16 protein-coding genes are annotated in these 24805 nt (G+C 64.2%); 1 reads left to right on the top strand and 15 read right to left on the bottom strand.

Translation table 11 applies throughout. The features are described from left to right. Nucleotides 1-3: 3 nt before the first annotated feature. The 15 genes from fbp to ABD919_RS07020 all read right to left on the bottom strand — a co-directional run bounded on the left by fbp (nucleotide 4) and on the right by ABD919_RS07020 (nucleotide 22956). Entirely contained in the window at nucleotides 4-1086 is a 1083-nt protein-coding gene (fbp, locus tag ABD919_RS07090; RefSeq protein ID WP_345235133.1) for a class 1 fructose-bisphosphatase, read from the bottom strand. A 123-nt stretch (nucleotides 1087-1209) separates the two neighbouring features. Continuing rightward, on the bottom strand, nucleotides 1210-1677 hold the full coding sequence (locus ABD919_RS07085) for a nuclear transport factor 2 family protein (protein WP_345235131.1): 468 nt from the start codon (nucleotides 1675-1677) through the stop codon (nucleotides 1210-1212). A gap of 97 nt (nucleotides 1678-1774) precedes the next feature. Further along, a complete protein-coding gene (locus tag ABD919_RS07080; protein ID WP_345235129.1) occupies nucleotides 1775-3121 on the bottom strand; it encodes an MFS transporter in 1347 nt (448 codons plus the stop codon). Between the two features lie 141 nt (nucleotides 3122-3262). Further along, entirely contained in the window at nucleotides 3263-3919 is a 657-nt protein-coding gene (locus ABD919_RS07075) for a beta/alpha barrel domain-containing protein (RefSeq protein ID WP_345235127.1), read from the bottom strand. A gap of 95 nt (nucleotides 3920-4014) precedes the next feature. After that, the gene (locus ABD919_RS07070; protein WP_345235125.1) at nucleotides 4015-5025 is read right to left on the bottom strand and encodes a PfkB family carbohydrate kinase; all 1011 of its coding nucleotides are present in this window, start codon (nucleotides 5023-5025) and stop codon (nucleotides 4015-4017) included. A 179-nt stretch (nucleotides 5026-5204) separates the two neighbouring features. Then, on the bottom strand, nucleotides 5205-6641 hold the full coding sequence (uxaC, locus tag ABD919_RS07065) for a glucuronate isomerase (RefSeq protein ID WP_345235123.1): 1437 nt from the start codon (nucleotides 6639-6641) through the stop codon (nucleotides 5205-5207). Nucleotides 6642-6942: 301 nt separating this feature from the next. Continuing rightward, nucleotides 6943-8598: a UxaA family hydrolase gene (locus ABD919_RS07060; RefSeq protein WP_345235121.1), complete on the bottom strand. Its 1656-nt coding sequence runs from the start codon at nucleotides 8596-8598 to the stop codon at nucleotides 6943-6945. A gap of 208 nt (nucleotides 8599-8806) precedes the next feature. Continuing rightward, nucleotides 8807-10339: a tagaturonate reductase gene (locus ABD919_RS07055; protein ID WP_345235119.1), complete on the bottom strand. Its 1533-nt coding sequence runs from the start codon at nucleotides 10337-10339 to the stop codon at nucleotides 8807-8809. A gap of 25 nt (nucleotides 10340-10364) precedes the next feature. Beyond that, the gene (gene pelA / locus ABD919_RS07050) at nucleotides 10365-12413 is read right to left on the bottom strand and encodes a pectate lyase (RefSeq protein WP_345235118.1); all 2049 of its coding nucleotides are present in this window, start codon (nucleotides 12411-12413) and stop codon (nucleotides 10365-10367) included. 104 nt (nucleotides 12414-12517) lie between these two features. Beyond that, nucleotides 12518-12853: a cupin domain-containing protein gene (locus ABD919_RS07045; protein ID WP_345235115.1), complete on the bottom strand. Its 336-nt coding sequence runs from the start codon at nucleotides 12851-12853 to the stop codon at nucleotides 12518-12520. Nucleotides 12854-12957: 104 nt separating this feature from the next. Continuing rightward, nucleotides 12958-14742 (bottom strand): RagB/SusD family nutrient uptake outer membrane protein, encoded by a 1785-nt coding sequence (locus tag ABD919_RS07040; RefSeq protein WP_345235113.1) that lies wholly within the window; start codon nucleotides 14740-14742, stop codon nucleotides 12958-12960. 27 nt (nucleotides 14743-14769) lie between these two features. After that, nucleotides 14770-18066, bottom strand: a complete 3297-nt coding sequence (locus ABD919_RS07035; protein ID WP_345235111.1) for a SusC/RagA family TonB-linked outer membrane protein — start codon at nucleotides 18064-18066, stop codon at nucleotides 14770-14772. Nucleotides 18067-18213: 147 nt separating this feature from the next. Then, complete coding sequence (gene kduI / locus ABD919_RS07030) at nucleotides 18214-19044, bottom strand: 5-dehydro-4-deoxy-D-glucuronate isomerase (protein WP_345235109.1); 831 nt, start codon at nucleotides 19042-19044, stop codon at nucleotides 18214-18216. 96 nt (nucleotides 19045-19140) lie between these two features. Next, nucleotides 19141-19926: an SDR family NAD(P)-dependent oxidoreductase gene (locus ABD919_RS07025; protein ID WP_345235107.1), complete on the bottom strand. Its 786-nt coding sequence runs from the start codon at nucleotides 19924-19926 to the stop codon at nucleotides 19141-19143. Between the two features lie 420 nt (nucleotides 19927-20346). Beyond that, complete coding sequence (locus ABD919_RS07020) at nucleotides 20347-22956, bottom strand: T9SS type B sorting domain-containing protein (protein ID WP_345235105.1); 2610 nt, start codon at nucleotides 22954-22956, stop codon at nucleotides 20347-20349. A gap of 403 nt (nucleotides 22957-23359) precedes the next feature. Here ABD919_RS07020 and ABD919_RS07015 point away from each other — a divergent pair, with 403 nt between their 5' ends. Continuing rightward, complete coding sequence (locus tag ABD919_RS07015; protein WP_345235103.1) at nucleotides 23360-24442, top strand: T9SS type A sorting domain-containing protein; 1083 nt, start codon at nucleotides 23360-23362, stop codon at nucleotides 24440-24442. Nucleotides 24443-24805 lie beyond the last annotated feature (363 nt).

Here is a 24805-nt window from a genome sequence, read left to right as displayed (position 1 = left end):
TTGTTACAGCGCCGCCGCCTGTAGCTCGCGCACCAGCTCGGCTGAGCCGATGAAGAGGGGGGCGCGCTGGTGCAGGTCGGCGGTGGGGGGCACGTCGAGCACTACGTCGGCTCCGGTAACCGCCACGCCACCGGCTTGTTCGATGAGCAGGGCCAGGGGGTAGCACTCGTAGAGCAGGCGCAGCTTGCCCACGGGCTTGGCCGCGGTGGGCGGGTAGAGGTAGATGCCGCCGGTGAAGAGGTTGCGGTGGTAGTCGGCCACCAGCGAGCCCACGTAGCGGCCGGTGAGGCGGCGCTCCTTGCAGGTGGTGAGGAAGCTGCGCACAAACTCGGGGTAATCGAACCAGTTGCCTTCGTTGACCGAGAACACCGGCCCGCGCTCGGGAATGCGGATGTCGGGGTGCGAGAGGAAGAATTCCCCCAGCGAGTTTTCGTAGGTAAAGCCTGTCACGCCGTGGCCGGTGGTGTACACCAGCATGGTGCTGGAGCCGTACAGGATGTAGCCGGCGGCCACCTGGGCGCGGCCGCCCTGCAAAAAGTCTTCGGCCCGGGCCGGCCCGCCCGGCCGCGACACGCGCCGGTAGATGCTGAAGATGGTGCCGATGCTGATGTTGACGTCGATGTTGCTGGAGCCGTCCAGCGGGTCGATGGCCACCACGTACTTGCCGTGCTGGTTGCCGGTCTGGATAATGCCTTCGTCTTCCTCCGAAAGGATGGCGCAGCACTCGCCGCCGTTGGTCAGGGCCCGGATAAAGCGGATGTTGGCTTCCACGTCGAGCTTCTGCTGGGCCTCGCCCTGCACGTTGTCGCCGCCCATGGCGCCGGTGATGCGGGAGAGGCCGGCGCGGTTTACTTCGCGGTTCACGATTTTCCCGGCCAGGGCAATGTCGCGCAGCAGCTGGCTCAGCTCGCCGGTGGCGTAGGGAAACTCGGCCTGCTTGCGCATGATGTAGCGCTCCAGCGTGGTGCCCACGGGCGTGGCCAGCCGCTCTTCGGTGGTTGGCGCGGGCTCGGGTGCCACGGCGGGGGCGGGTACTGGCTGCACGGCTGGCGCGGCGGCGGACTTAAGTAGAGCTTTGGCGGTCATATAATGAGTGAGTTGAATGTGGGCGTTAACCCCACCCCCGGCCCCTCCCCAAAAGGGAGGGGAGCCTGACAAATACTGATAGGATTCTGTTCTCCCTTGATAAGGAGGAAACCTGGCGAACAATCAGGAAGCCTGTTTCTGCGACTGCCACAGCACCACCTGCCAGCCCTTCTGCTTGTCCTTCACCTGCACCACCACGTACTTGAGGTGGGCGACGTTGGCCGTGCCATCGGGCTTGTTGGGCAGGGTGATGGTGATGGTGCCGTTCACCACGGCCGCTTTCCCGTCGTTGTAGGCGCGCACGTTCAGGGCTTCCACGTCAATCTTGTCGTACTGGCTTTTTCCGTCGCGGATGCTCTGGATGTAGTCGGGCTTGCCGTTCTGCTTGCCGTTGGAGTGGGTGTACACCAGGTCATCGGCGAATACCTTTTCCAGGAAGGCATAGTCCTTCTTCACCTGGGCCTCGAAGCGCTGCCGCTCCAGGGTTTCCACTTCCTGCTGCGCGGCGAGGTCTTTTTTGTTGGGTTTGGGCTGGGCAATGCCCGCCAGCGCCAGCAGGAGCAGCGCGGTAAGAGTGAGGAGGCGTTTCATTAGGTTTTAGTTGTCAGTTGTTCGTTGTCAGTTGTTAGTTCGTTCTTATAAAGCAGATATCAGAACAAGCTGACAACTGACAACGAACAACTGACAACTAGTCCAGGGCAATCTGCTTCATGCGGGGGGCCAGCAGGTGCATCAGGGTCCAGGCCAGCAGGTAGGCGCCGCCGCAGATGAGGAACATGATGAAGTAGGCCTTGTTGAGCTGGCCGATGCTTTCGTAGTACACAAACATGCGCTTCTGCACCAGGGCCGAGAGCAGGATGCCGCCCAGGCCGCCGGCCATGCCGCCGATGCCCGTAACCGAGCCCACGGCCCGCTTGGGGAACATGTCCGACACGGTGGTGAAGATGTTGGCACTCCAGGCCTGGTGGGCCGCCGCCGCGATGCCGATGACCAGCACCGCCAGCCACATGTTGAGCTGCCCCAGGTACTGCGCAAACACGATGGGGAACACGCACAGCGCGATAATGAGCATGCTCAGCTTGCGGGCCTTGAAGGCCTCCATGCCGTTGCGCATGAAGTTGAGCGGAATCCAGCCGCCGCCCACGCTGCCGATGCTCGACAGCACGTACACGGCTGCCACGGGCAGGGCCACTTCGGTGCCCTTCAGGCCGTACTGCTTGTTGAGGAAGTCGGGCAGCCAGAACAGGTAGAACCACCAGATGGGGTCGGTCAGGAACTTGCCCAGCACGAAGGCCCAGGTCTGGCGGAAGGTGAGCAGGCGGAACCACGACACCTTGGGCTGCTCTTCCACGCCGGCTACGCTGGCCTGGCTGTCCACGTCGCTGTGGATGTAGTCGAACTCGGCTTTGCTCAGGCGGGCCTGCCGGGCGGGCACTTCGTAGTACATAAACCACAGAATCAGCCACACGAAGCCGAAGGCGCCGGTGATGATGAAGGCCCACTTCCAGCCGATGGACTCGGCAATGAGCGGCACAGTGAGCGGCGCAATAATGGCGCCCACGTTGGAGCCGGAGTTGAAGATGCCCGTGGCCAGGGCCCGCTCCCGCTGCGGAAACCACTCGGCCGTGGTTTTGATGGCCGCCGGGAAGTTGCCGGCCTCCGTGACGCCCAGAAAGGCGCGGGCCACGCTGAAGCCAAAGGTGCTGCTCACGAAGGCGTGGCCGATGGCCGCCAGGCTCCACAGGGCCGTGGCCAGGCCGTAGCCGATTTTGGTACCCAGCTTGTCGATGATGCGGCCAGCACCCAGCATGCCAAACGAATAAGCCACCTTGAAGGCAATTTCGATGTTGGCGTAGTCGCCCGCGTTCCACTTAAACTCGGTTTCGAGGTAAGGCTTGAGCAGGGAGATAACCGCCCGGTCGAGGTAGTTGACCGTGGTGGCGAAAAACACCAGCGCGCAAATGGTCCAGCGGTACTTGCCAATCTGGGCATTCACCGTGGTGGGTATGTCGGGAGCTAGCTGCGAAGTTGCCATATCGGGTGGGAATTGATGGGCATTTATGTGTTAGACATGAGACGTTAGACCTTAGACATGAGAACTGTTCTGGAACAGACACTAGAACTTTCTAACGTCTCATGTCTAAGGTCTCATATCTTTTTTTGTCGGTACTAAAGGCTACTCATTGAAGCTGGCCACCAGCTGCATAAGTCCAGCTATGCTGGCCGTGAGGGCGGCGGGGTCGTCGGCGTTCTTGAAAAGCTGAGAGCCCATGCCCACCACGTTGGCGCCGGCGCCGAACCATTCGCGCAGGCTGGCCTCGGTGGGCTCCACGCCGCCGGTTACCATCAGCGGCACCAGTGGCAGGGGGCCGCGCAGGCTTTTCACAAAGCCGGGGCCCACCACGTTGCCGGGGAATATCTTCACGATGGCCGCGCCCAGCCGCGTGGCCTGGTACACTTCCGACACCGTCATGGCGCCGGGCAGCCAGGGCACCTCGTGCTGCCGGCACACCTCGGCCACCTCGGCCGTGAGGCAGGGCTGCACCACGAAGTCGGCGCCGGCGGCAATGAACTGCTCGGCCTCCGCCGCGGTGAAGATGGTGCCGATGCCCAGCAGCATGTCGGGGCAGCTTGCCCGCACGTAAGTCAGCAGCTCGCCAAACACCGCCGCCGCCTGCTGGCCCCGGTTGGTGAACTCAAACACACGCATTCCCCCATCGTAGCACAGCTGCAGCATACGCCGGGCATAGTTGGCATCGGCGTGGTAAAACACCGGCACCACCGGGTAGCGCAGCACGGTTTCGAGGATGTGGGCGGAAGAGAAGCGGGGCATTTTTTAGTTGTCAGTTGTTGGTTGTCAGTTGTCAGGGTCGTTCTGGGGCCAGCTTTATCAGAACAAGCTGACAACTGACAACGGAAAACTGACAACTACCTTAAAAGGCGGCCCGAGGTGTTGCCCAGCATAATGGGCTCCACTTCGGCGGGAGTGACGAGGTTGATGTCGCCGGCGATGGTGTGCTTGAGGGCCGAGGCGGCCGTGGCGAAGGCCAGGGCCTGCTCCGGCGTGTCGTAGGTCTGGGAGCCGTAGATAAAGCCGGAGATAAAGGAGTCGCCGCCACCGATGCGGTCCACCACGGGGTTGATGTCAAAGTAGGGCGTCTGGTAGTACCTGCCCTCCTGGTAGAGCATGCCGCGGATGCGCTCGTGGGAGGCGCTCTGCGTTTTGCGGCGGGTAGCGATGACGCGCTTTATTTGGGGGAAGCGCTGCATCAGCTGCTCGCTCATGTCCACGAAGGGGTGGTCCGACTCCTCGGCTACCTTGATGCCGAACAGGTCGTCGGCGTCGCCTTCGGTGCACACCACCAGGTCGCAGCCGGCCACCAGGGGCGGCATCACGTCCTGGGCTTTTTGCCCGTACTGCCACAGGTTGCGGCGGTAGTTCACGTCGGCCGACACGGTGATGCCCAGACGGCGGGCAGCGGCAATGGCGTCGGCTGTTGCCTGGGCTGCGGCGGCCGAGATGGCCGGCGTGATGCCCGTCCAGTGCAGCCAGCCGGCATCTTTCAGAATCTCGTCCCAGTTGAAGGCCGCCGGGTCGAGGTTGGCGAAGGCCGAGTCGGCGCGGTCGTACACGATGCGGCTGGAGCGCAGCGAGGCGCCCACTTCGAGGAAGTAGAGGCCGAGGCGGCCGGGCTGGTACTGCACGTGGCGCAGGTCCACGCCCAGGCGGCGGAAGTGGCCGGCGGCGGCCTGGCCCAGCTCATGCTCCGGGAAGCAGCTGACGTGAGCGGCGGGCACGCCCATGTACGCCAGGGCGGCGGCCACGTTGGCATCGCCGCCGCCATAAGTCACGTCCAGGCTGGTCGCCTGGCCGAGGCGCAGGTGCTGGGGCGGCGAGAGCCGCATCATGATTTCGCCGAACGTGACGACTTGCTGCATGGATTAGGGATTAGGGACTTAGGTATTAGGACTTAGAAAAAGAACGTCATGCTGAGCGGAGCCGGAGGCGCAGTCGAAGCATCTCTACCGCGGCATTAATTCTAATCGTTCAACGAAGCGGTAGAGATGCTTCGACTGCGCTGCGCTCCGCTCAGCATGACGTTCCTTTAAGGTTAATTCTACTGAGCTACAACGGTCTCTGCTTCTACCACCTGCTCAAAGCCGAAGTACTCTTTGGCGTTGAAGTAGCAGATGTTCTGCACCATCTGGCCGAGCAGGGCCATGTCGTGGGGCAGCTCGCCGTTTTCCACGTCGTTGCCGAGCAGGTTGCAGAGCGTGCGACGGAAGTACTCGTGGCGCGGGTACGAGAGGAAGCTGCGCGAGTCGGTGAGCATGCCCACGAAGCGGCTCAGCAGGCCCATGTTGGAGAGGGCGTTGATTTGCTTTTCCATGCCGTCCTTCTGGTCGAGAAACCACCAGCCGGAGCCGAACTGCATCTTGCCGGCCACCGAGCCGTCGTTGAAGTTACCAATCATCGTGGCCACCAGCTCGTTGTCGGCGGGGTTGAGGTTGTAGATGATGGTCTTGGCCAGCTTGTCGTTGGTGTCGAGGCGGTCGAGGAAGGTGGCCAGGGCGCGGCCCTGGCTAAAGTCGCCGATGGAGTCCCAGCCCGTGTCGGGGCCAAGCTGGCGCAGCATGCGGGCGTTGTTGTTGCGCAGTGCGCCCAAGTGGTACTGCTGGGTCCAGCCCTTCTCCCAGTCCATCTCGGCCAGCAGCACCAGCATGGCGCTCTTGAACTTCAGCACTTCCAGCCCGGCCAGGTTGTGGCCGCTGCGGATTTTGCGGAAGATGGCGTCGATTTCGTCCTGGGTATAGTCCTCAGCATAAATCTGCTCCAGGCCGTGGTCCGACAGGCGGCAGCCCAGCGAGGCGAAGAAGTCATGGCGGCGGCGCAGGGCCGTTTCCAGGTCGGCGAAGGTGTTGATTTCCAGTTCCGCTACCGGCCCCAGCTTATTGAGGTAGGCGTTGTAGCTGCCGGCCTCGTCCACGGCCATGGCCTTGTCGGCGCGGAAGGTGGGCAGCACCTGCACGTCGAAGTCGCTGGATGCCAGGGCCTGGTGGTGCTCCAGGGAGTCGGCGGGGTCGTCGGTGGTGCAGAGCGTCTTCACGTTCATCATGCGCAATAGATTGCGCACCGAATACTCGGGCGTGCGCAGCTTCTCGCTGCAGGCGTCGTAGATGCGGCGGGCGCTGTCCTTGTTCAGCAGCTCGTGTATGCCGAAGTAGCGCTGCAGCTCCAGGTGCGTCCAGTGGTAGAGCGGGTTACGCAGGGTGTAGGGCACGGTTTCGGCCCATTTCTCAAACTTCTCCCAGTCCGAGGCCGCCCCGGTGATGTAATACTCATCCACGCCATTAGCCCGCATGGCCCGCCACTTGTAATGGTCGCCGTAGAGCCAGATTTGGGTCAGGTTGTCAAACTGCTTGTCTTCGGCAATCTGGTCGGGCAGCAGGTGGTTGTGGTAATCGATAATGGGCATGGGCGCCGCAAACTCGTGGTAGAGCTGCCGGGCCGTGGCGGTCTGAAGCAGGAAGTCGTCGTTTAGAAATGGCTTCATAGTTAACTGGGGAGGTGGGCGCCGGGCCCGGGATAGGCTAATCTTTCAGTTGTCGAAGTTAGGCCCATGCAACAGCCAAAACCTTGATTTTGGGCCCGTTTCGGGGGATTTATTCACGCAATCGATTGCACTAGCCCCACCCCCGACCCCTCCCCTGCGGGGGAGGGGAGCCAGGCGGCTTTAGGTCGGGACTTACTCCCAAGGGTTCTGCCTTTAGGAAAATGTGAGTTCGATTCCAGTACAGAACTTAATCTTCAGGCTCTCCTCCCCCGCAGGGGAGGGGCCGGGGGTGGGGCCGGGGCTACAGCGACACCCCTCTTTTCCACGGAATAAAATCCGTCTGGTCGTGGCGCACGGCGGCGACTTCCTCGCCGCTGGCTACTTTGATGACGTAGTCGAGAATCCGCTCGCCGGCCTGCTCGATGGTTTCTTCGCCGTCGATGATGGTGCCGGTGTTTACGTCGATGATGTCGGGCATGCGGCGGGCCAGGGCGGTGTTGGAGGCCACCTTCACCACGGGAGCAATGGGGTTGCCGGTGGGCGTGCCCAGGCCGGTGGTGAAGAGCACGATGTTGGCGCCGGAGCCTACTTCGGCCGTGGTCGACTCCACGTCGTTGCCGGGGGTGCAAAGCAGGTTGAGGCCGGGCCTGGTCACGGGCTCGGGGTAGTCGAGCACGGCCACTACGGGCGAGGAGCCGCCTTTACGGGCCGCGCCGGCCGACTTCATGGCGTCGGTAATCAGGCCGTCGCGGATGTTGCCCGGCGAGGGGTTCATGTCGAAGCCCGAGCCCACGGCCACGGCGCTGTCGCCGTAGGCCTTCATCAGCGAGCTGAACCGCTCGGCGATGGCTGGCTCCACGCTGCGGTCGACCAGCTCCTGCTCTACGCCGCAGAGCTCCGGAAACTCGGCCAGGATGACGGAGCCGCCCAAGGCCACCAGCATATCCGAGACGTGGCCCAGGGCCGGGTTGGCCGAGATGCCGGAGAAGCCGTCGGAGCCGCCGCATTCCAGGCCGATGCAGAGCTTGCTGAGCGGGGCGGGCGCCCGGCGGGCCTGGTTGGCCAGCATCAGGCCGGCGAAGGTCTGGCGCAGGGCCGTGCTGATGAGCTTGTCCTCGGTGCCCAGCAGCTGCTGGTCGAGGATGTAGAGCGGCTTGCTGAACTGCGGGTCGCGCTTGTTGATTTCGTCCTGCAGCATACTGGCCTGGGCGTTCTGGCAGCCCAGGCTGAGCACGGTGGCGCCGGCCACGTTGGGGTGGGTGATGTAGCCGGCCAGCAGGCCGCACAGCGTCTGGGCATCCTGGCGGATGCCGCCGCAGCCGCCCTCGTGGGTGAGGAAGCGGATGCCGTCGACGTTGGGGAAAGGGCGGTTGCCGGGGCTGGCTTCCTGGCCCGCGTCGAGGTCGGCGCTCAGGATTTCCTCTACCGACTTGCCCGCCTGCATCAGCTGCAGCAGCTCGCGGGTCTGGGGTTGGTACGACTTCTTGCGGGCGTAGCCCAGGTCCTGCACCAGGGCCTGCTCCAGCACCTGGATGTTGCGGTTTTCGCAGAACACCAGCGGAATTATCAGCCAGTAGTTGGCAGTGCCCACGCGGCCGTCGGGGCGGTGGTAGCCCAGGAAGCTGCGGTCTTGCCAGCGGCTCACGTCGGGCGCCTGCCACACGGGGCGCTGCCGGCTGGCCTGCTCGTCGTAGGTGTCGGTGGCGTGCTTGATGTTGCTGGTGGTGAGGCGGCCGCCGGGGCGGATGGCTTCACGGGCCTGGCCCACGAGCACGCCGTACATGGTCACGTCCTGGCCGGGAGCCAGGCCTTCGGGGGCCAGCTTGTGCTTGGCGGGTATGGCTTCAGCCGTGGTCACGAAGCCGCCGTTCCAGGGCACCTCGGTGCCAATGGGCAGGTCGACCAGGGCCACCAGCACATTATCGGCGGGGTGAATACGGGCTACCTGATGCTTCACGGTGGGGAGTTATAAGTTATGAGTTGTGAGTTATGAGTTCGGCCGTAATGGCGCGGGGCTCCAGAACGTCATGCTGAGCGGAGCGTAGCGGAGGCTAAGCATCTTGCCCGCAGCAGTAACCTCCTTTTGATTGGGTTTACTCTTGTGGTAGAGATGCTTCGGCTTCGCTCAGCATGACGTTCTTGTTGGACGTGCCCAATGCCTGTTTTTACGAATTCGCCAGCACCGGCTTGCGGCTGAAGAACGCGGCCAGCGTATCGGCTGCTCCTTCTGCCATGAGCTGCTGCAGGTAGCCGCCCACGCGCTCGGCAAAGCCGGGCAGGCGCAGCAGGTCGAAGCCCCAGAGGCCGGAGTTGTGCAGCACCATGGTGATAAGCTCCTGCGGGCTGAGGCGGGCCCAGAGGTCGGCGAAGTAGGCGGCGCGGTCGTCCTGAATCTTGTAGGGCTGGCCGTTGGCTTCGCCCAGCACGCTGCCGTCGGCCTGCACGGTGCCGCGCATGAACAGCAGGTAGGCCGCGAAGCCCAGGGCGAAGTAGTGCGGCACGGCGTTGTGCTGCTTGTAGTAGTGCTGCAGGGTGGGCATGGTGCGCATCTGCATCTTCATGGTGGCCTGCATGCTGATGGCCAGCCAGCGGTGCTCCAGGTAGGGGTTGCGGAACCGGTCGAGCACCTGCATGCCGAAGCGCTGCCCCACCTTTTCATCCACGGGGTAGGGAATGCCGGGCAGCAGGTCGGCCAGCATAAGGTTGTGGATAAAGCGGGCCAGGGCTTCGTCGTCCAGGGCCTCGCGCACGGTGGCGGCGCCGGCCAGGTGGGCCAGGGCGAAGCTCAGCGTGTGCGTGCCGTTGAGCAGGCGCAGCTTCAGCTCCCGAAACAGGTTGATGTCGGGGCGCACGATTACGCCATCATTGGCCTGCTGAAAGCTCAGCACTTCGCGCACCTGCTCGTTGCCTTCGATGGCCCAGAGGTAGTAGGCTTCGGCCACGGTCAGCAGCTCGTCCTGAAACCCGATTTCGGCCTGAATGCTGGCGTAGGTGGCGTCGTCGGGGCGGCCCGGCACGATGCGGTCCACGAGGGAGTTGCAGAAGTGGTTGGCCGACTCCAGCCAGTCGATGAACTCGCTGCCCAGGTTGTTGCGGTGAGCCAGCTCCAGCACAATGGCTTCGAGCTTGCTGCCGTTGTCGGGAATCAGCTCGGTGGGCACAATGACCAGGCCCTTGTCGCTGGCGCCGTCGAAGGCCTGGTAGCGGGCGTGCAGCACGGCCAGCAGCTTGCCGGGAAACGACTGCGGCGGCGTGAGCTCAATGGACTCGTTCACGAACTGAATGCCTACCTCGGTGGTGTTGGACACCACCACCTGCAGGTCGGGGCTGGTGGCAAACTCCAGAATCTGCTGCCATTGGCTTTTGGCCGACAGCACGCGGCTGATGCTGGCGCACACCACGTTTTCTTCCACCGGCTGCCCGTCTTCCAGGCCGCGCACGCACACCGTGTACAGGCCGTCCTGGCGCTCGAAGGCCGTGAGGTCGCCGCCGTCGGTGGACTTCACCACCACGATGCGGCCGTTGAACACACCCTGGCGGTTGGCCTGGTCGATGAGGAAGGCCGGCAGGCCGCGCAGCAGCACGCCCGTGCCAAACTGCAGCACTTTTTCGGGCAGCTCAAACAGCGCCGGGGCGGGCCAGGCTACGGGGGCGCCGGCGGGTGCTGCCAGGGCCAGGGCTTTATTTAGGGAGCTCATATCCAAATCAGAATCGGGGGTACAGTTATTTTTTGGCCGGTTCGCTTACTCGCTTCACCCAGGCCGGGTATTCTTTGGCCAGCAGCTTGGCCGGCCAGTCGCCGGCGTAGCCGTAGCCCGCGCGGCGCTCGTTTTCAATCTCACTCAGCTGGGCGTGCTTCTGCCCGTCGCGGCCCACGTAAATGGGCTGGTTGGTGTCGAGGTCGTAGAAGCGCGCCCAGATAACGGAGCCTTCCTTGGGCAGAATCACCCGGTCGCGGCCCGTGGGCTGGCTGGCGTCGGCCACCAGCTGCACGTCGTAATCGACGATTTTCACCTGGTCGAGCCACTTCACGGCGGCCTCAACCGAGCGGCGGATTTCCGGCGAGGGCTCGCGCACACTCATCAGGAAGCGCACGATGTTCACCGTTTCCATGCCCGAGAGCGAGGCCAGCTCAAAGGCCCGGGCCTTTACCGGCTCAAAGGTTCTGCGGTCGTGCTGGGCACACCAGGCGGTGAGGGTGCCGCGCTGCACGTACTGGGTTTTCAGGATGCACTGAATGCCCCGCGCTATGGCTGCTTTGGCGGGCGCCACCAGGCTGAAGTCCAGGCTCACGAAGCCGTTGCGCTGCTCGGCCACGTCGCGCAGCAGGCGCAGGGCGCGCACCATGGCGTCGTCGTTGTAGGTAATCTGCCCGCGGTAGCCGCTGGAGTCGGGGTAAAACTGGGGGAAGCCGCCGCTGCGCTGCTGCATCTTCAGCAGGTAGCGCACGCCGCGCTCGGCAGCCTGGCGGTAGGCGGGGTTGTTGGTGCGCTGAAAGGCTTCCACCAGGTAGTTGATTTCGCGGGTGGTGGCCTCGTTGTCGATGGTGGCGTCGTTGCGGCTCTTGTCGGCCAGCGTGGCGGCGCGCAGGGCAGCCGGCAGGGGCTTGTCGTAGTTCACCTTCACCTCCCCTACTGCCTTGGGCCAGCCGCCCACGCTGCGCTGGTACACCAGCATCTTCTCGGCTATGCTGTCCTGGGCGGCCGCGGCTGCCGGGGCGGCCGTTTTGCCCGTCAGCGGGTTCCAGCGGCCGTCGAAGGCCCAGGCGGCGGTAATCTGCTTGGCCTTGGGGGCCCCTTCGGCCGAAGCGAGGTTGTCTTTATGCCAGGCGTAGTCGCCGCCGGCGCGGTGGCAGTCGGCGTAGTACACGCGGCGGCCCCAGAGCTGGGCGCCGGGCCCGGAAGTGGCGTGGTAGATGTCGGCGTCGGCCAGGTTCTTATCGAACTTGCAGCCCACCAGGTAGAACTGCGCCTCGCGGTGGAAGCGGCCCAGCTTGTAGCCGTCGTCGCCGGTGAACGTGCAGTTTTTCAATACCGTCTTCGAGTCTTTGCTGCCCGAGCCGTCGTGCCAGATGGCGGCGCTTTTGCTGTGGCATACAAAGCGGCAGTTTTCGGCGTAGGCCCAGCCGCGAGGGCAGTAGAAGTCCACGCCGCCTTCCATTGTGCAGTCCTTGAAGTAGTACATGCCGGCCTCGCTGTCCCAGGGGCTCACCGTGTCGCCGCCCAGCGCCCGGAAGGTGCAGCGGCGGGCAATAAGGCGGGTGGTACCGGGGAAGGTGCGCAGGGCCATCTGGTGGCTGGTTTTGCTAATGATTTTCTGCCCACCGGGCTCGGCCGGGCAGGGAATGGTGACGTCGGCGGCGGGGGCGTCGAAGCCGTAGGAGTTCACCACCGTCAGGTTTTCCAGGGTGATGTCGGGGCTGTTGCGCAGGTTGAGCGTGGCCACGCCCCAGTCGTCTTTGCCGGAGGCCGGGTCGCAGTGCCAGGCTTCGCGGGCCAGGGCCAGGGTAAGCACCACGCCTTTTTCGCTCTGGCCTTTGAGAATGATGTTGGACTTGCCGTCGATGAGGACTTTCTCGCGGTAGGTGCCATTCTTGATGTACACCGTGCGCGGCTTGGCCGCAGCATTGGGCAAGCTGTTGAGCGCTGCCTGGATGGTCCGGAAACTTCCCGAACCATCCGTGGCCACCGTTACCTGTTGGGCGCGGGTCGTACCAAGTCCCACCTTGCCCAATCCCACCAACAGGACGAGTAGTTGCAGCGTGAATTTCATTTGTTTAGTTGTCAGTTGACAGTTGTCAGTTGTCAGGCTGCTCTGATGGCGCAGCTGCCAGAACGATACTGACAACCGACAACGAGCAACTGACAACCAGCACCTTACAAAAAATCGGTCCGTGCCGGGCTGAACACGTCCAGCAGCACGCCGGCCTCGATGCACTCCACGCCGTGCCATACATCGGAGGGAATGTGGAAGGAGTCGCCGGCTACCAGCACCTTTTTCTCATCGCCCACGCACACCGTGAATACCCCGCTTTCCACGTAAGTCATCTGGGTGTGCAGGTGGCGGTGGCGGCTGCCGATGCCGCCGCGCTCGAAGGCCACCTTCACCACCATCAGGCGGTCGTCGTAGGTGAGCACCTGGCGGCGGATGCCCAGGCCCACGGATTCCCAGGGGCGCTGAGTGGAAAGCAGAAAAGGCGAGGAAGTGCGCATAGCTCTGGAAGTTGCTGGTTTCTTGTTTCTTGTTTATGGTTTCTGGCTGCTGGTTTTTCGTCAGAACATCAACTAGAAACCAGCAACCAGAAACCAGCAACCTCCTAGTACCCGGGGTTCTGGGTCAGGCGGGGGTTGAGGTTGATGGACTCGGCCGGGATGGGCAGCAGCTGGCGCTGCAGGCTGAAACCCGAGGCGATGTCGTCGATGCGCTCCGGCGAGATGGAGGAGCTCACCCAGTTTACCCGCGTGGTGCCGGCCGGGGCCGCCACGGTGGCCGAGGGCCGGTAGTAGGAGTTGCGGATTTGCAGCGGCCCCAGCGTGGTGGGTGTGGTGTAGTAGATGTACTGGGCGTACTGCGTGTTCAGGTTGGCCGGGTCGGTCCAGGTGCGCAGCGTGTTCTTAATCTGCTGGAAGGTGGAGCCCAGGCGGTTCCAGCGAATCAGGTCGTACTTGCGGATGCCTTCGCCGCCAAACTCCAGGTTACGCTCCCGGATAATGGCTTCGCGGAAGCCGGTGTAGTCGCCGGGGATGGGCGGCGGGGTGTTGGCGCCGTAGCCGCGCACGCGCACTTCGCGCAGGGCCGAGATGGCCGCCGCGCTGGGGCCGCTGTTAAGCTCGTTGTCGGCCTCCGCAAACATGAGCAGCACGTCGGAGAAGCGGATGAGGGGCCAGTTGAAGCCCATGCTCTGGGAGTTGCTGGCGCGCAGCGTCAGGTTGCTGCTCCAGTCGCGGCGCAGCTTGCCGTCGTACACGGCTACCGTGGTGGTGTGCAGACGCTTGGGGCCGGCATCGATGCTGTAGGCCGCCAGCGTCACGTCGCGGCGGGTGTCGGTCGAGTCGAAAGCGTAGAAGTAGGTGGGCGTGGCCACCAGCGAGCCCTGGGTGGTGGAGCCGAAGGCCGCCGAGGTGCCCGTCACCCGCGGGCCCGTGGCATAGCCTAGCTTGCTGTCGGCGGCATTGTTGTTGCCGCCCATGGCTACCTGGAAGATGAGCTCGTTTTTGGCATCGGGGCGGTACTCGCACATGGCCCGGAAGGTTTCTTCGAAGCGGGTGTTGAGGTCGTGCTCGCCGCGGTTGGCCATGATGCCCCGGCACTCGTTGCGCACAATCTCGTAGAACTGGTTGCGGTCGGGCGCCTGCAGCATGCGGTTTTCGCTGGGGTCGAAGTACCAGCTGGCGCGGTACAGCGCCAGGCGGGCGCGCAGGGCCTTCACGGCACCTTTGGTGATGCGCTCGTCGCTGCTGCCGGCCTGGGTGCGCCAGGGCACCAGTCCTTCGGCAATGCCCAGGTCGGCAATCATGCGGTCCAGGATTTCGTTGCGCTTCACACGGGGCAGGTTAAAGTCCTGGCCGGTCACGCTGGGCTCGTAGGGGGCGGGCACGTCGCCCCAGTTGCGTACCAGCTCGAAGTAGTACTGGGCGCGCAGGGTGAGGGCCTCGCCGTGCAGGCGGCGCACGGCGGCCTGGTCGGGCCCGCCGGCGTACTGGCTCATGCCGGGGATGTACTTGATGCACACGTTGCAGCGCTCCACGCCGCGGTAGAGCGTGTTCCAGGCGTTGCGCACGTCGGTGTTGGTGGGGGCGGCGGCGTAGCGGGCAATGCCGCGGCGGCCTTCGCCGGCGTCGGTGCCGGTGGGCGAGTTAAGGAAGTCCTCGGAGTCGTAGGGGAAGTAGGTGCTGATGCGGCTGCCGTAGGCCTGGTCGCCGGCCATGGGCGCATAGGCTCCAATCACAGCGTTGTAGGCCCCGCTCACCGTGCCGAACACAGCCTCGGCGCTCTGGATGGCGGTGGGCTCCACGTCGAGGTAGTCCTTGCAGGACGATACCAGGCCGCTGAAGAAGGCCAGCCCCAGCACTGCCAGCGTCGGACGAACGATATTTTTCATTACAATCATGGCGGTGGAATGTGGGAATTAGAAGGTCAGGTTCAGGCCGAAAAGGAAGGCGCGGCTGCGCGGGTAGGCGGCGTAGTCCACGCCGGGCGTCAGGGGTGAGCCGCGGCGGGAGTTCACCTCGGGGTCGTAGCCGCTGTAGCGGGTGAAGGTGTGCAGGTTGTTGAGCGTCACGTAGAAGCGGGCCGACTGCATCCGGGCGTACTGCGTGATGGACTTGGGCAGGGTGTAGCCAAGGGTCACGTTGTTGACGCGCAGGAAGGAGCCGTCCTCAATGGCCCAGGAGTGCACAAACAGGGTGCGGGTGGGCGTCCAGATGGTGGCGTTCTGGTTCAGGCGGCGCGAGGTTTCGAGGTCGGTAATCAGGGCACCGTTCTCGTCAATCTGGCGGTAGCGGCCCTTCATGTCGTCGAGGCCGTTGGCCAGGTGGGAGTTGGCCAGGTAAGACGTCAGCTCAATCTTGTTGGCGTTGTAGATATCGTTGCCTACCACCCAGTTGAGGAATATGCTGGCGTCGAAGCCTTTGTAGGAAAACTGCTGGTTCAGGCCGCCGGTAAACTTGGGGTTGGCGTTGCCAATCACCTGGCGGTCGTTGGTGTCCACCACGCCGTCGCCGTTGAGGTCCTTGAGCTTGATGGTGCCGGGCGTCACCTCGGTGGTGCTGAAGCCGGTGAGGGCGCGGTTGCTTACCACGCCGCTTTTCAGGCGCCAGCGGCCGCCGCTGTAGCCTTCAAAGTCGTCGGCGGTGTAGAAGCCGTCGGTCACGTAGCCGTACATCAGGCCCACGGGCTGGCCCACGGCCACGTAGTAGTCGCCGCTGATGGCCGTGCTGGCCCAGCCCGAGTACTGAATGGGCAGGGCGTTGATGCCGCCCAGGTCTTCCACGCGGTTGCGGTTGAAGGCCACGTTGGTGTTGGCCGTCCAGTTGAAGTCGGGCGTCTGCAGCACCGTGCCGCTGAGCTGCAGCTCCAGGCCGCGGTTGGAAGTGGCGCCGATGTTGATGAGCTGGGTCTGGTAGCCGGTGGTGGCCGGAATGGCCTGGTTCAGCAGCAGGTCGTAGGTGCGGTTGTAGTAGGCATCCAGGGTAAACTGCACGCGGTTGCTGAACAGGCCCAGGTCCAGGCCCAGGTTGGTGGAGGCCGTGCTTTCCCACTTCAGGTTGGGGTTGGCCAGGGAGATGGGCGCGATGCCCGGCACCGGGATGTCGTTCAGGGCGTAGTAGGTATTCACCGGGAAGCTGCTCAGGGTGGTGCCGGTGCCGAAGAGCGGGTCGTAGAGGAAGTCGGCAATGCGGTTGTTGCCCGACAGGCCGTAGCTCAGGCGCAGCTTGCCTTCGCTCACAATGGCGTTGTAGCTCTCCATGAACTGCTCCTGCGAGAAGCGCCAGGCCACCGAGGCCGCCGGGAAAAAGCCCCACTGGTTTTTGCCCTTGAACTTGGACGAGCCGTCGGCCCGCATGGTGGCCGTGAACAGGTACTTGTTGTCGAAGCTGTAGTTGAGGCGGCCGAAGCCCGAGAGCAGGCGCGCATTTTCGGAGATGCCGGTCTGGGGAGCGGGCTGGGGCGTGCCGGGTGCGCCGGGGTCGCGCTGCCCGATGTTGTCCACGGCCTGCTCAAACGTCACCCCTTTGGGCAGGTACAGGCTGGTGGTGTTCAGGAACGTGGCCTTGCGCTGGTAGGTTTCCTGGCCCAGCACCGCGTCGATGGCATGCTTGCTGCGCTTGAGCGAGTAGCTCAGCACGTTGGAGTTGTTAATGGAGATGGCCTGGCCGTTGTTGACAATGACGTAGGGCAGGTCGCTCAGGGGCTTCACGGCCGGCGAGTAGCGGGCGAAGAAAGCCTCCAGGCGCGTGCTGTTGTTGTCGAAGCCCAGGGTGGTGCGGAAGCTCAGGTTCTTGGTGAAGCTGTAGCTGGCCGTGCCGCTGAGGTTGAACACCTGGCGCTTGTCGTCGCGGAACTCGTTGTTGAGCGTCAGCACGGGGTTGGCCAGGCTGTTGGAGTTCTGGAAGAAGTCGTCGTCGGGAATCTCGTCGATGGCGCCGCCGGCCGCGGCCTGGTTGGCCGTCACGATGGGCTGGTACACCAGCGTGTTGCGCAGGCGGGTGTTGGTGGTGGAGCCCGAGCCCTGGTTGGAGGTGCCCGCGCCGCTGATGGTCTGGTCGGTGAGGCGGGCGGTGAAGCCGATGCGGAACTTGTCGGTGGCCTTGTGGTCGAAACGGAAGTTGAGCAGGTTGCGCACAAAGCCGGAGTTGAGCTGAATGCCCTCCTCGTTGTTGCGCGTCAGGCTCAGGGCGTAGGTAGTGCCCTTGGAGCCGCCCGAGATGGAGAGGTTGTGGGTTTGCTGGAAGGCGTCGCGGCCAAAGGCCTTTTCCTGCCAGTCGATAAACTCCGAGTTGCGGGCCAGGCCCAGCGTGTCGTAGCCGGCCATCTGGCTGTAGTTGCGGGTGTCGCGGAAGGTGTTGCTGCCAAAGCGGTTCTTAAAGCCGCTGAACGCCGTGCCGCCCGAGATGCGGGCCTTTTCGTAGGCGTAGTCCACGTAGTCGGCCGACTGCAGCACGCCCAGCTTCTTGGTGATGCGGCGGAAGCCGGCGAAGCCGGTGTAGGTTACCACGGTGCGGCCTTCGAGACCATTCTTGGTGGTGATGATGACCACGCCGTTGGCGCCGCGGGCACCGTAGATGGCCGTGGCCGAAGCGTCTTTCAGCACGTCGACCGAGGCAATGTCCTGGGGCGAGAGCACCGACAGGGCATTCTCGACCTGCACGCCGTCCACTACATACAGCGGGGAGTTGTCCTGGGTGATGGAGCTGCCGCCCCGCACCCGAATGCGGACGTCGGCCCCGGGCTGGCCCTCGGAGGCCGTTACCTGCACGCCGGCCAGGCGGCCCGACAGCGCTTCGGCGGCCGAGTTCACCGGGATGTCCTTGATTTGCTTGGCACTCACCGAAGCCACCGAGCCGGTTACGTCGCGGCGCTGCACTTCCTGGTAGCCAATCACCACCACGTCGTCGAGCTGCTTGGAGTCGCTGGCCAGGGTCACCTTAAGGCTGGTCTGGCTGCCCACGGCCACTTCCTTGGTAGCAAAGCCGATGTAGCTGAATACCAGCGTGGCGTTGCCGGCCTGGGGCAGGGTAATGGCGAAGTCGCCGTTCATGCCGGTGGTGGCGCCGTTGGTGGTGCCTTTCACCAGCACCGTTACGCCGGGCAGGGTCTCGCCCTCCGCCGACTTCACTACGCCCGTCACCTGCCGGCTCTGAGCGACGGCCAGGCCCACGCTGCAGCACAGCAGCAGCCAAAGCATGAGAAACTGTTTTTTCATAAGAGTTAGGTCTTAGGGACTTAGGGCTTAGGTATTAGGGCTTGGGAAGTAGGTTTTAAGGGCTTGGGCTTTAGGTTAGGGGTTAGGCTTTAGTAGTCGTCAGCGGGATAAAACTCACCTAAAACCTAAGTCCCTAAGACCTAATACCTAACGAAGCGCCTCCAGCGGCACGGCGTCCATGTCGGTGTATTCGCGGTTTTCGCCGGCCATGCCCCAGATGAAGCTGTAGCTGCCGGTGCCGCAGCCGGTGTGAATGGACCAGGGCGGCGAGAGAATGGCCTGCCCTTCGCTCACCCACAGCGGGCGGGTTTGGCTGGGCTCGCCCATCAGGTGCAGCACGCGCTGGCCGGGGGTCAGGTCGAAGTAGAGGTAGGCCTCCATGCGGCGGTCGTGGGTGTGGCTGGGCATGGTGTTCCACACGTTGCCGGGCTTCAGGGTGGTGAGGCCCATCACCAGCTGGCAGCTCTGAATGCCTTCGTTGTAGATGTACTTGTAGATGGTGCGCTGGTTGGCGGTTTCCAGGGCGCCCATTTCCACGGGCGTGGCCTCGGCCTGGGTGCGGCGCTGCGTAGGGTAGGCGTGGTGAGCCGGCGCCGACAGCAGGTAGAACTTGGCCGGCTGGCCGGCATCGGCGCTTTCGAAGCGCACCGGGCCGGCGCCCATGCCTACGTAGAGGCAGTCCTGGCGGCCCAGCTCGTAGCTTTCCTCGCCTACCGTCACGCGGCCGGCGCCGCCCACGTTAAGAACGCCCAGCTCGCGGCGCTCCAGAAAGTGCGTGGCCTTGAGGCTTTCCGGGCAGGGCAGCTCCAAGGCGGTACCGGCGGGCATGGCCCCGCCCACTATCATGCGGTCGTAGTGGGTGTAGGTGAGCGTGATTTCGCCAGGCACAAACAGGGTTTCAATCAGGAAGTGCGCCCGCAGCTCGTCCGTGCTCATGGCAGCGGTTTCGCGGGGGCTGATGGCGAAGCGGGTAGTCATTCTTTTCAGTTAACATTTATCAGTGAGCAGTTAACAGTTATGTAAAAAGGCGTTGAACAACACTGTTCATTGCTCATTGATAACTGTTAACTGATTTTACCTTCCCATCCAGCCGCCGTCGACGGTGAGAATGGTGCCGTGCACGTAGTCGGCGGCCGCGGAGGCCAGAAAAACCGTGGGGCCTTTGAAGTCGTCGGGCTGGCCCCAGCGCCCGGCCGGGATGCGGCCCAGGATGCTGGCCGAGCGGTCGGCGTCCTGGCGCAGGGCTTCGGTGTTGTCGGTGGCGATGTAACCCGGGGCAATGGCATTAACGTTCACGCCGCGGCCGGCCCACTCGTTGGCCAGGGCTTTCACCAGGCTGCCGATGGCGCCCTTGCTGGCCGCGTAGCCCGGCACCGTGATGCCGCCCTGGAAGGTGAGCAGCGAGGCCGTAAAAATGATTTTGCCCCGCCCCTGCTGCAGCATCTGCCCGCCAATGGCGCGGGCCAGGCGGAAGGGCGCGTCGAGGTTAATGGTCAGCACTTCGTCCCAGTCGGCGTCGGAGTGCTCGGCAGCCGGGGCCCGGCGGATGGTGCCGGCGTTGTTAATCAGGATGTCGATGCGGGGATGGTCGGCCAGCACCTGGGCAGCGAAGGCGTCTACCTGGGCCCGCTGGCCGAAGTTGACCTGATACGCCCGGAAGCTACGGCCGGCAGCCCGCACCAGGCGGCCGGTTTCGCCGCCGTCGGCCGGCAGCGAAGCCGATACGCCGATGATGTCGGCCCCGGCTTCGGCCAGCCCCACGGCCATGGCCTGCCCAATGCCGCGGCTGCACCCCGTAACGAGGGCCAGCTGCCCGGCAAGGCTGAACGAGGCAGGAAAGAAGGAGGCAGAAGCAGCCATGGGCTTTTGGTAATCTTAGAGGGTAGCAACACGGGCGGGCTGATAAAGCTGCCGCATTGTGTTTTCTAAACTTCCGACCCCGCTCAGCCGAAAACAAGGGTTTTAGCATTTTTATTTCCGCAATCGATGCCGGCATCGATGCCATTCCCCTGCTTTTTCGGGCCGATGCATGCCATTTACCCTTTCCATCACTTACCAAGGCCTAATTCATAGCTTAGCCCGGCCCAATCTGCTTTACTTGAAAAATTGTACTTAACCAATAAATCGACTTTCCCCGCAATCCTTTCCGGCAGATGGGCACATGCAAGGCTGAGTACCGTGCCCCTCGCGAAACGGGGTGCTCCTGCTCTGGCCCCATAACCAAGAAAAGCCACCCGCACGGGTGGCTTTTCTGTAGGATGCGCTTCTAAGCTGGCCGGCTTACCGGGCCACTTCCACCCAGCCTTTCTGGGTCTGGCCCTGGCGGTCGGTGAGGCTGTAGTAGTAGGTACCGCTGGGCAGGCCGTCGGCAGCCCACTGGTTCTGGTAGTTGTCATATTCGGCCACCACGCGGCCCCAGCGGTTAAACACCTGCAGCTTGCCGCCCACCTGCTCGCCGCTCACCACGAAGGTGTCGTTCAGGCGGTCGCCGTTGGGCGTGAATACGTTGGGGGTCTGAATAGCAGGAACCACGGCGTGGTAGCGGGCCTGGGCTGCCGGGCAGGCCGCGCCGCCGGCCGTAGTGCCGGTGTAAAGCCGAATCAGGTAGTCGCCGCCCAGGGCCAGGGTCAGCGGGGCGGGCGTGGCCTGGCGCGAGAACACAATCTCAGCCTCGCTCACGCTGCGGCCCTGCCCGTCTTTGAGGCGCTGGTAGGTCCAGCGCACCGAGTCGAGGCGGAAGCCTCCCCCAATGCTGGAGCGGTTGACGAAGGTGTAGGTGATGGGCGCCACCCGGCGCGTGAGGCTGCCGCCGGAGCTGCTCGAATCCGTGAGGAAGGCCGCGGTGGGCGAAGGCGCCAGGCGCACCAGCACCGAAGTGGTGTCGCGGCAGCCGTAGGGCGCCGCGCCGGTCACGGTGAGGTAGTAGCGCGTGGCGGCAGCCGTAGGGCGCGCCGTCACCGTGGCCCCGGTGCTGGCCGCGGGCAGGCCGGCGCCGGTCCAGGTGTAGGTGTAGGGATCGGTCAGGTTATCCGGGCGGCTGGCGCTGCCGCTGAGGGTGACGTTCGCGGCCGAGCAGGCCACCACCGGCGAGGCCGTGGCCCGGGCGCGCGGCGGGGGCACCACGCGCACCAGCACCGACACGGTGTCGCTGCCGCAGCCCCCGCCGGGGTTGAGCACGGGCGTTACGCGCAGCAGGTAGCGGGTCGTCACGGCAGGGTTCACCGTGATGCTGCGGCTGTTGGCCTGGGCCGGGTTCAGGCCGCTGTTGTTGGGGGCCGTCCACAGGTAGCTGTACGACTGCGCCACCACGCTGCCGGTGCTGGTGCGCACCGAGTCGGGCCGGTTGACGGTGCCGTTGAGGGTGAGGGAGCCGCCGGGGCAGATGGCCGCGGCCGCGGCCCCGCCCAGGCCCGGCATGGCGATGGCCGGGGCCGCCTGCACCGCCCGCCCGGGCCGCACGTTGATGATGATGGTGCGGTACTGGGTGCCTTTCACGGGGCAGGCATTGTCTTCGATGCGCACGTTGAGCAGCACCTGGGTGCCGGCCGTGCTGGCCAGGGGCTGGAAGTAAAACGTGCCCACCGGGGCCGTGCTGCCGTTGCCGGCGAGGGCAAAGGTGCCGATGTCGCCGTTCTGCAGCAGGGTGCTGTTCACGTTGGCGGGCACGAATACCGTGAGCTGGTCCTGGGGGTTGGGGTCGGTGAAGGCGATGCGCACCCGCGAGAAGCTGCAGGTGGGTATGGTAATCAGGGTGGTGTCGCGGCGGTTAATCACGCTGGCCTGACTGAGCGGGTCCACCACCACGCTCACCGGGCTGGCCGGCACCTGGTTGCTGGCGCAGTCGATGACGATAACCAGGAAGTCGCGGCGCACCGAGCCCACCTTGTAGTACACGCCGTTGATGCGGCGGTACTCAGTTACCTTGCCCACTACCACGTACTTGTTTTCCATCTGGTTGTTGGTGGCCAGGTTGGCCGGCACGAAGCGCGAAGGCGTGAAGGTGAAGCTGCCGGCCTGGGCGTTGAAGTAGAAGCTGGGTACCAGGCGGCGGTTGGGGCAGCTGCCCACGGTATCCAGGCGCACCAGGATGGGCAGCGTGGCCGAGTAGGCCAGCGGGGCCGGGGGGCACTGCACGGCGCAGCTGCCGGGCAGCGTGGCCGGGGCGCAGGGCGCCGGGTAGGGCACGTAGGCCGACACGCGGTTGCAGTCGGCCAGGGGCTGCTCCAGCGAGTATACCAGCGAGTCGGCCCGGCCGCCGTTGAGGCGGTCGGCGTCGGTGGCCGTGAAGGAGATGGTCGACTGCTGGTTGACGCACACGAAGGGCACCGGCAGGTTGGTGTTGGTAAACTGCGGGGAGTTGTTCAGGATGGGCTGCTGCACGTTGCCGGGCAGGGTAATCAGGTTGTTGAGCGTGGCCTCCATGCGCAGGTTCTGGTTGTTGGAGTTCACCAGCGTGGTGGTGAAGGGGCGGGCGTCGATGGTGACGCTCAGCACCCACTCCTGGGCCGGGGGCAAGGTCACGGTGCCGTCGTAGAGGCGGGTTTCGTAGTTGGGCAGGGCGCTGGAGGAGCTGCACACATTGCTGCTCTGGGCGGCCCCGCAGTACGGGCTGCCAATGGTGGACATGCCCACCGGCCGCAGCGTGCCCGTCACAGCCCCCGTCGAGGAGGAGCAGCCGTTGGGCCGGCACGTAAGCGAGAGTGAGCCCGGAATGGACGTGCCCGAGCAGTCGCGGAAGAAGGCCACCGTGACGCGGTACTGGTTGTTGCCGAGAGACTCGTAGGTGAGCTGGCCGGCCTGGCCGTGGGTGGCGGCGGCCCGCTGCGCGCTGAAAAGCAGCAGCATACAGCCCAGCAGCAGCCGCGCTGCGCTAGCGTAAAGGTTTTTCATAAAAAAGAGGGGGAAGAAGCCGCACCCCGCGATAGGGCGCTATCGAAACACAGCGGGAAAGCTAGAGCGCTATGCCTCCGATTTATCCCCGTTGGCCCGGGTTTATTTATGCAAACGTTACCGGTAACGTTCCCAGAAGCGCCGGGCCTGCGGCGGGCGGCTGCGGCCGGGCAGGCGGCAGCGCTTACACGGGCTAGCGGCTTGCTAGTCAAGAAAAAGAGCCCGCCGGGGCCAGGCACTCCTGGTCCAGGCGGCCCCGGCCGGCGTGGCAACGTTGCCGGGAACGTTTGCGCAAATAAAGTAGCTCAAACGCTTCAATTTGCCCATATTCTATAGCAGATTGCATGGCAATTCGTCCGGTTCTGCCCGGATTTCTGGTTTAAACTTCATCACCCCTGCTTTTATGAAAAAGTCTTTACTCTCCTCGCGCACCCTGCAGGCCCTGGCCGTGGCCGGTGGCCTGGCGCTGGCGGCTCCCGCCTCGGCTCAAACTGCTGCCAACGCAGTCTGGCCGCTCACGGCTAACAACAACTCCACGGTAAACTCGGCTAACATCACTACGGGTACGCCGGTGTTCCGCCGCTACGTGCTGTCGAACGGCCAGCTGCCCTCGGGCACCGGCAACATGGCCTTCCAGCCGTACTCGGCCACCTACGGCCAGGCCTTTGCACCGGCGGCCGATGGCGGCGGCTGGAGCTCGTCGAGCGCCACGCCTCCCGGCACGGGCAGCACGCCCCGCCGTCGTTTCTACGAGCAGTTCACCATCACCGCCGTGGGCGGGGCCGTACGGGTCGACTCCGTACTATTTAACGCCTCCATCTTCAACTCGGCGGCTGGTAAGGTGGCGGTTACGTACTCGCGCAGCAACTACACCACCGACTCGGCCAGCGTAACGGGCGGCATCGGGCCGGAAATCAGCAACAGCACCAACATGGTACCCGGCGGCCCGCTGCCGGCGGCCGGCAACGGCACCTTCGGCGTAAACCCCACCACCGGCACCCCGGGCGACGTAGCCAACAACGGCGCCATCCTGCCCCAGATGCCCAGCACGGGCTCGGTGCCCGACCAGTACCGCTTCATCCTGAACGGAGCTACCGGCGTCACCATCAACGCCGGCCAGACGCTGACCGTGCGCCTGCACTTCGCCGTGGGCAGCTCCAGCATGGGCCGCTACGTGCTGCTGCGCAACGTCATCCTCAAAGGCCGCGGCACGGCTTCGGCCACAGCCAGCGCCCTGCTGGTGAAAAATGGCCTGAGCCTGAGCCCCAACCCTGCCGCCGAGCGTGTACTGGTAAACCACCCCGCTGCCAAGGCTGATGCCCGCGTAAGCCTGTACACCACCACGGGCCAGAAAGTAGCCAGCCTGCCCACCCAGGCCGGCAGCAACGGCACCTCCGTCGACCTGAGCAAGCTGGCCGCCGGCCTCTACCTGGTAGAGTACGCCGATGCCGAGCAGCGCGTAACGGGCCGCATCATCAAGCAATAACCCTTCCCTCTCCACCCCCACTAAGGCGCCGCCGGACTTGTTCCGGCGGCGTTTTTTTGTGCCCGGGCCGGACTCACGAGTGCCGTATGCTTCTGCGCCTTCTGCGTAAGCTTCAGCGTCCTCTGCGGGCTAAAAACGGTTGGCCTGCCCGATGCTATTCTGAGTTGTGAGTTGTCAGTTGTTAGTTGTTAGTTGTTAGTTGTTAGTTGTTAGTCTCTGAGCAGGCATTTGCTTGTCGACGGACATCCTTTTACTGCTAAACGACTTATTAGTTAGCCCACAGAGGACGCTGAAGCTTACGCAGAAGGCGCAGAGGGCAGGTGCCCTTGGCACTGGGCATAAAAAAAGCCCCGACTGTTCGTC

Origin of the sequence: Hymenobacter saemangeumensis, from assembly GCF_039541835.1 — a bacterium.
GTDB lineage: Bacteria > Bacteroidota > Bacteroidia > Cytophagales > Hymenobacteraceae > Hymenobacter > Hymenobacter saemangeumensis.
The sequence above is the reverse complement of the archived record's forward strand: the minus strand, read 5'-3'. Positions and strand labels throughout refer to the sequence as shown.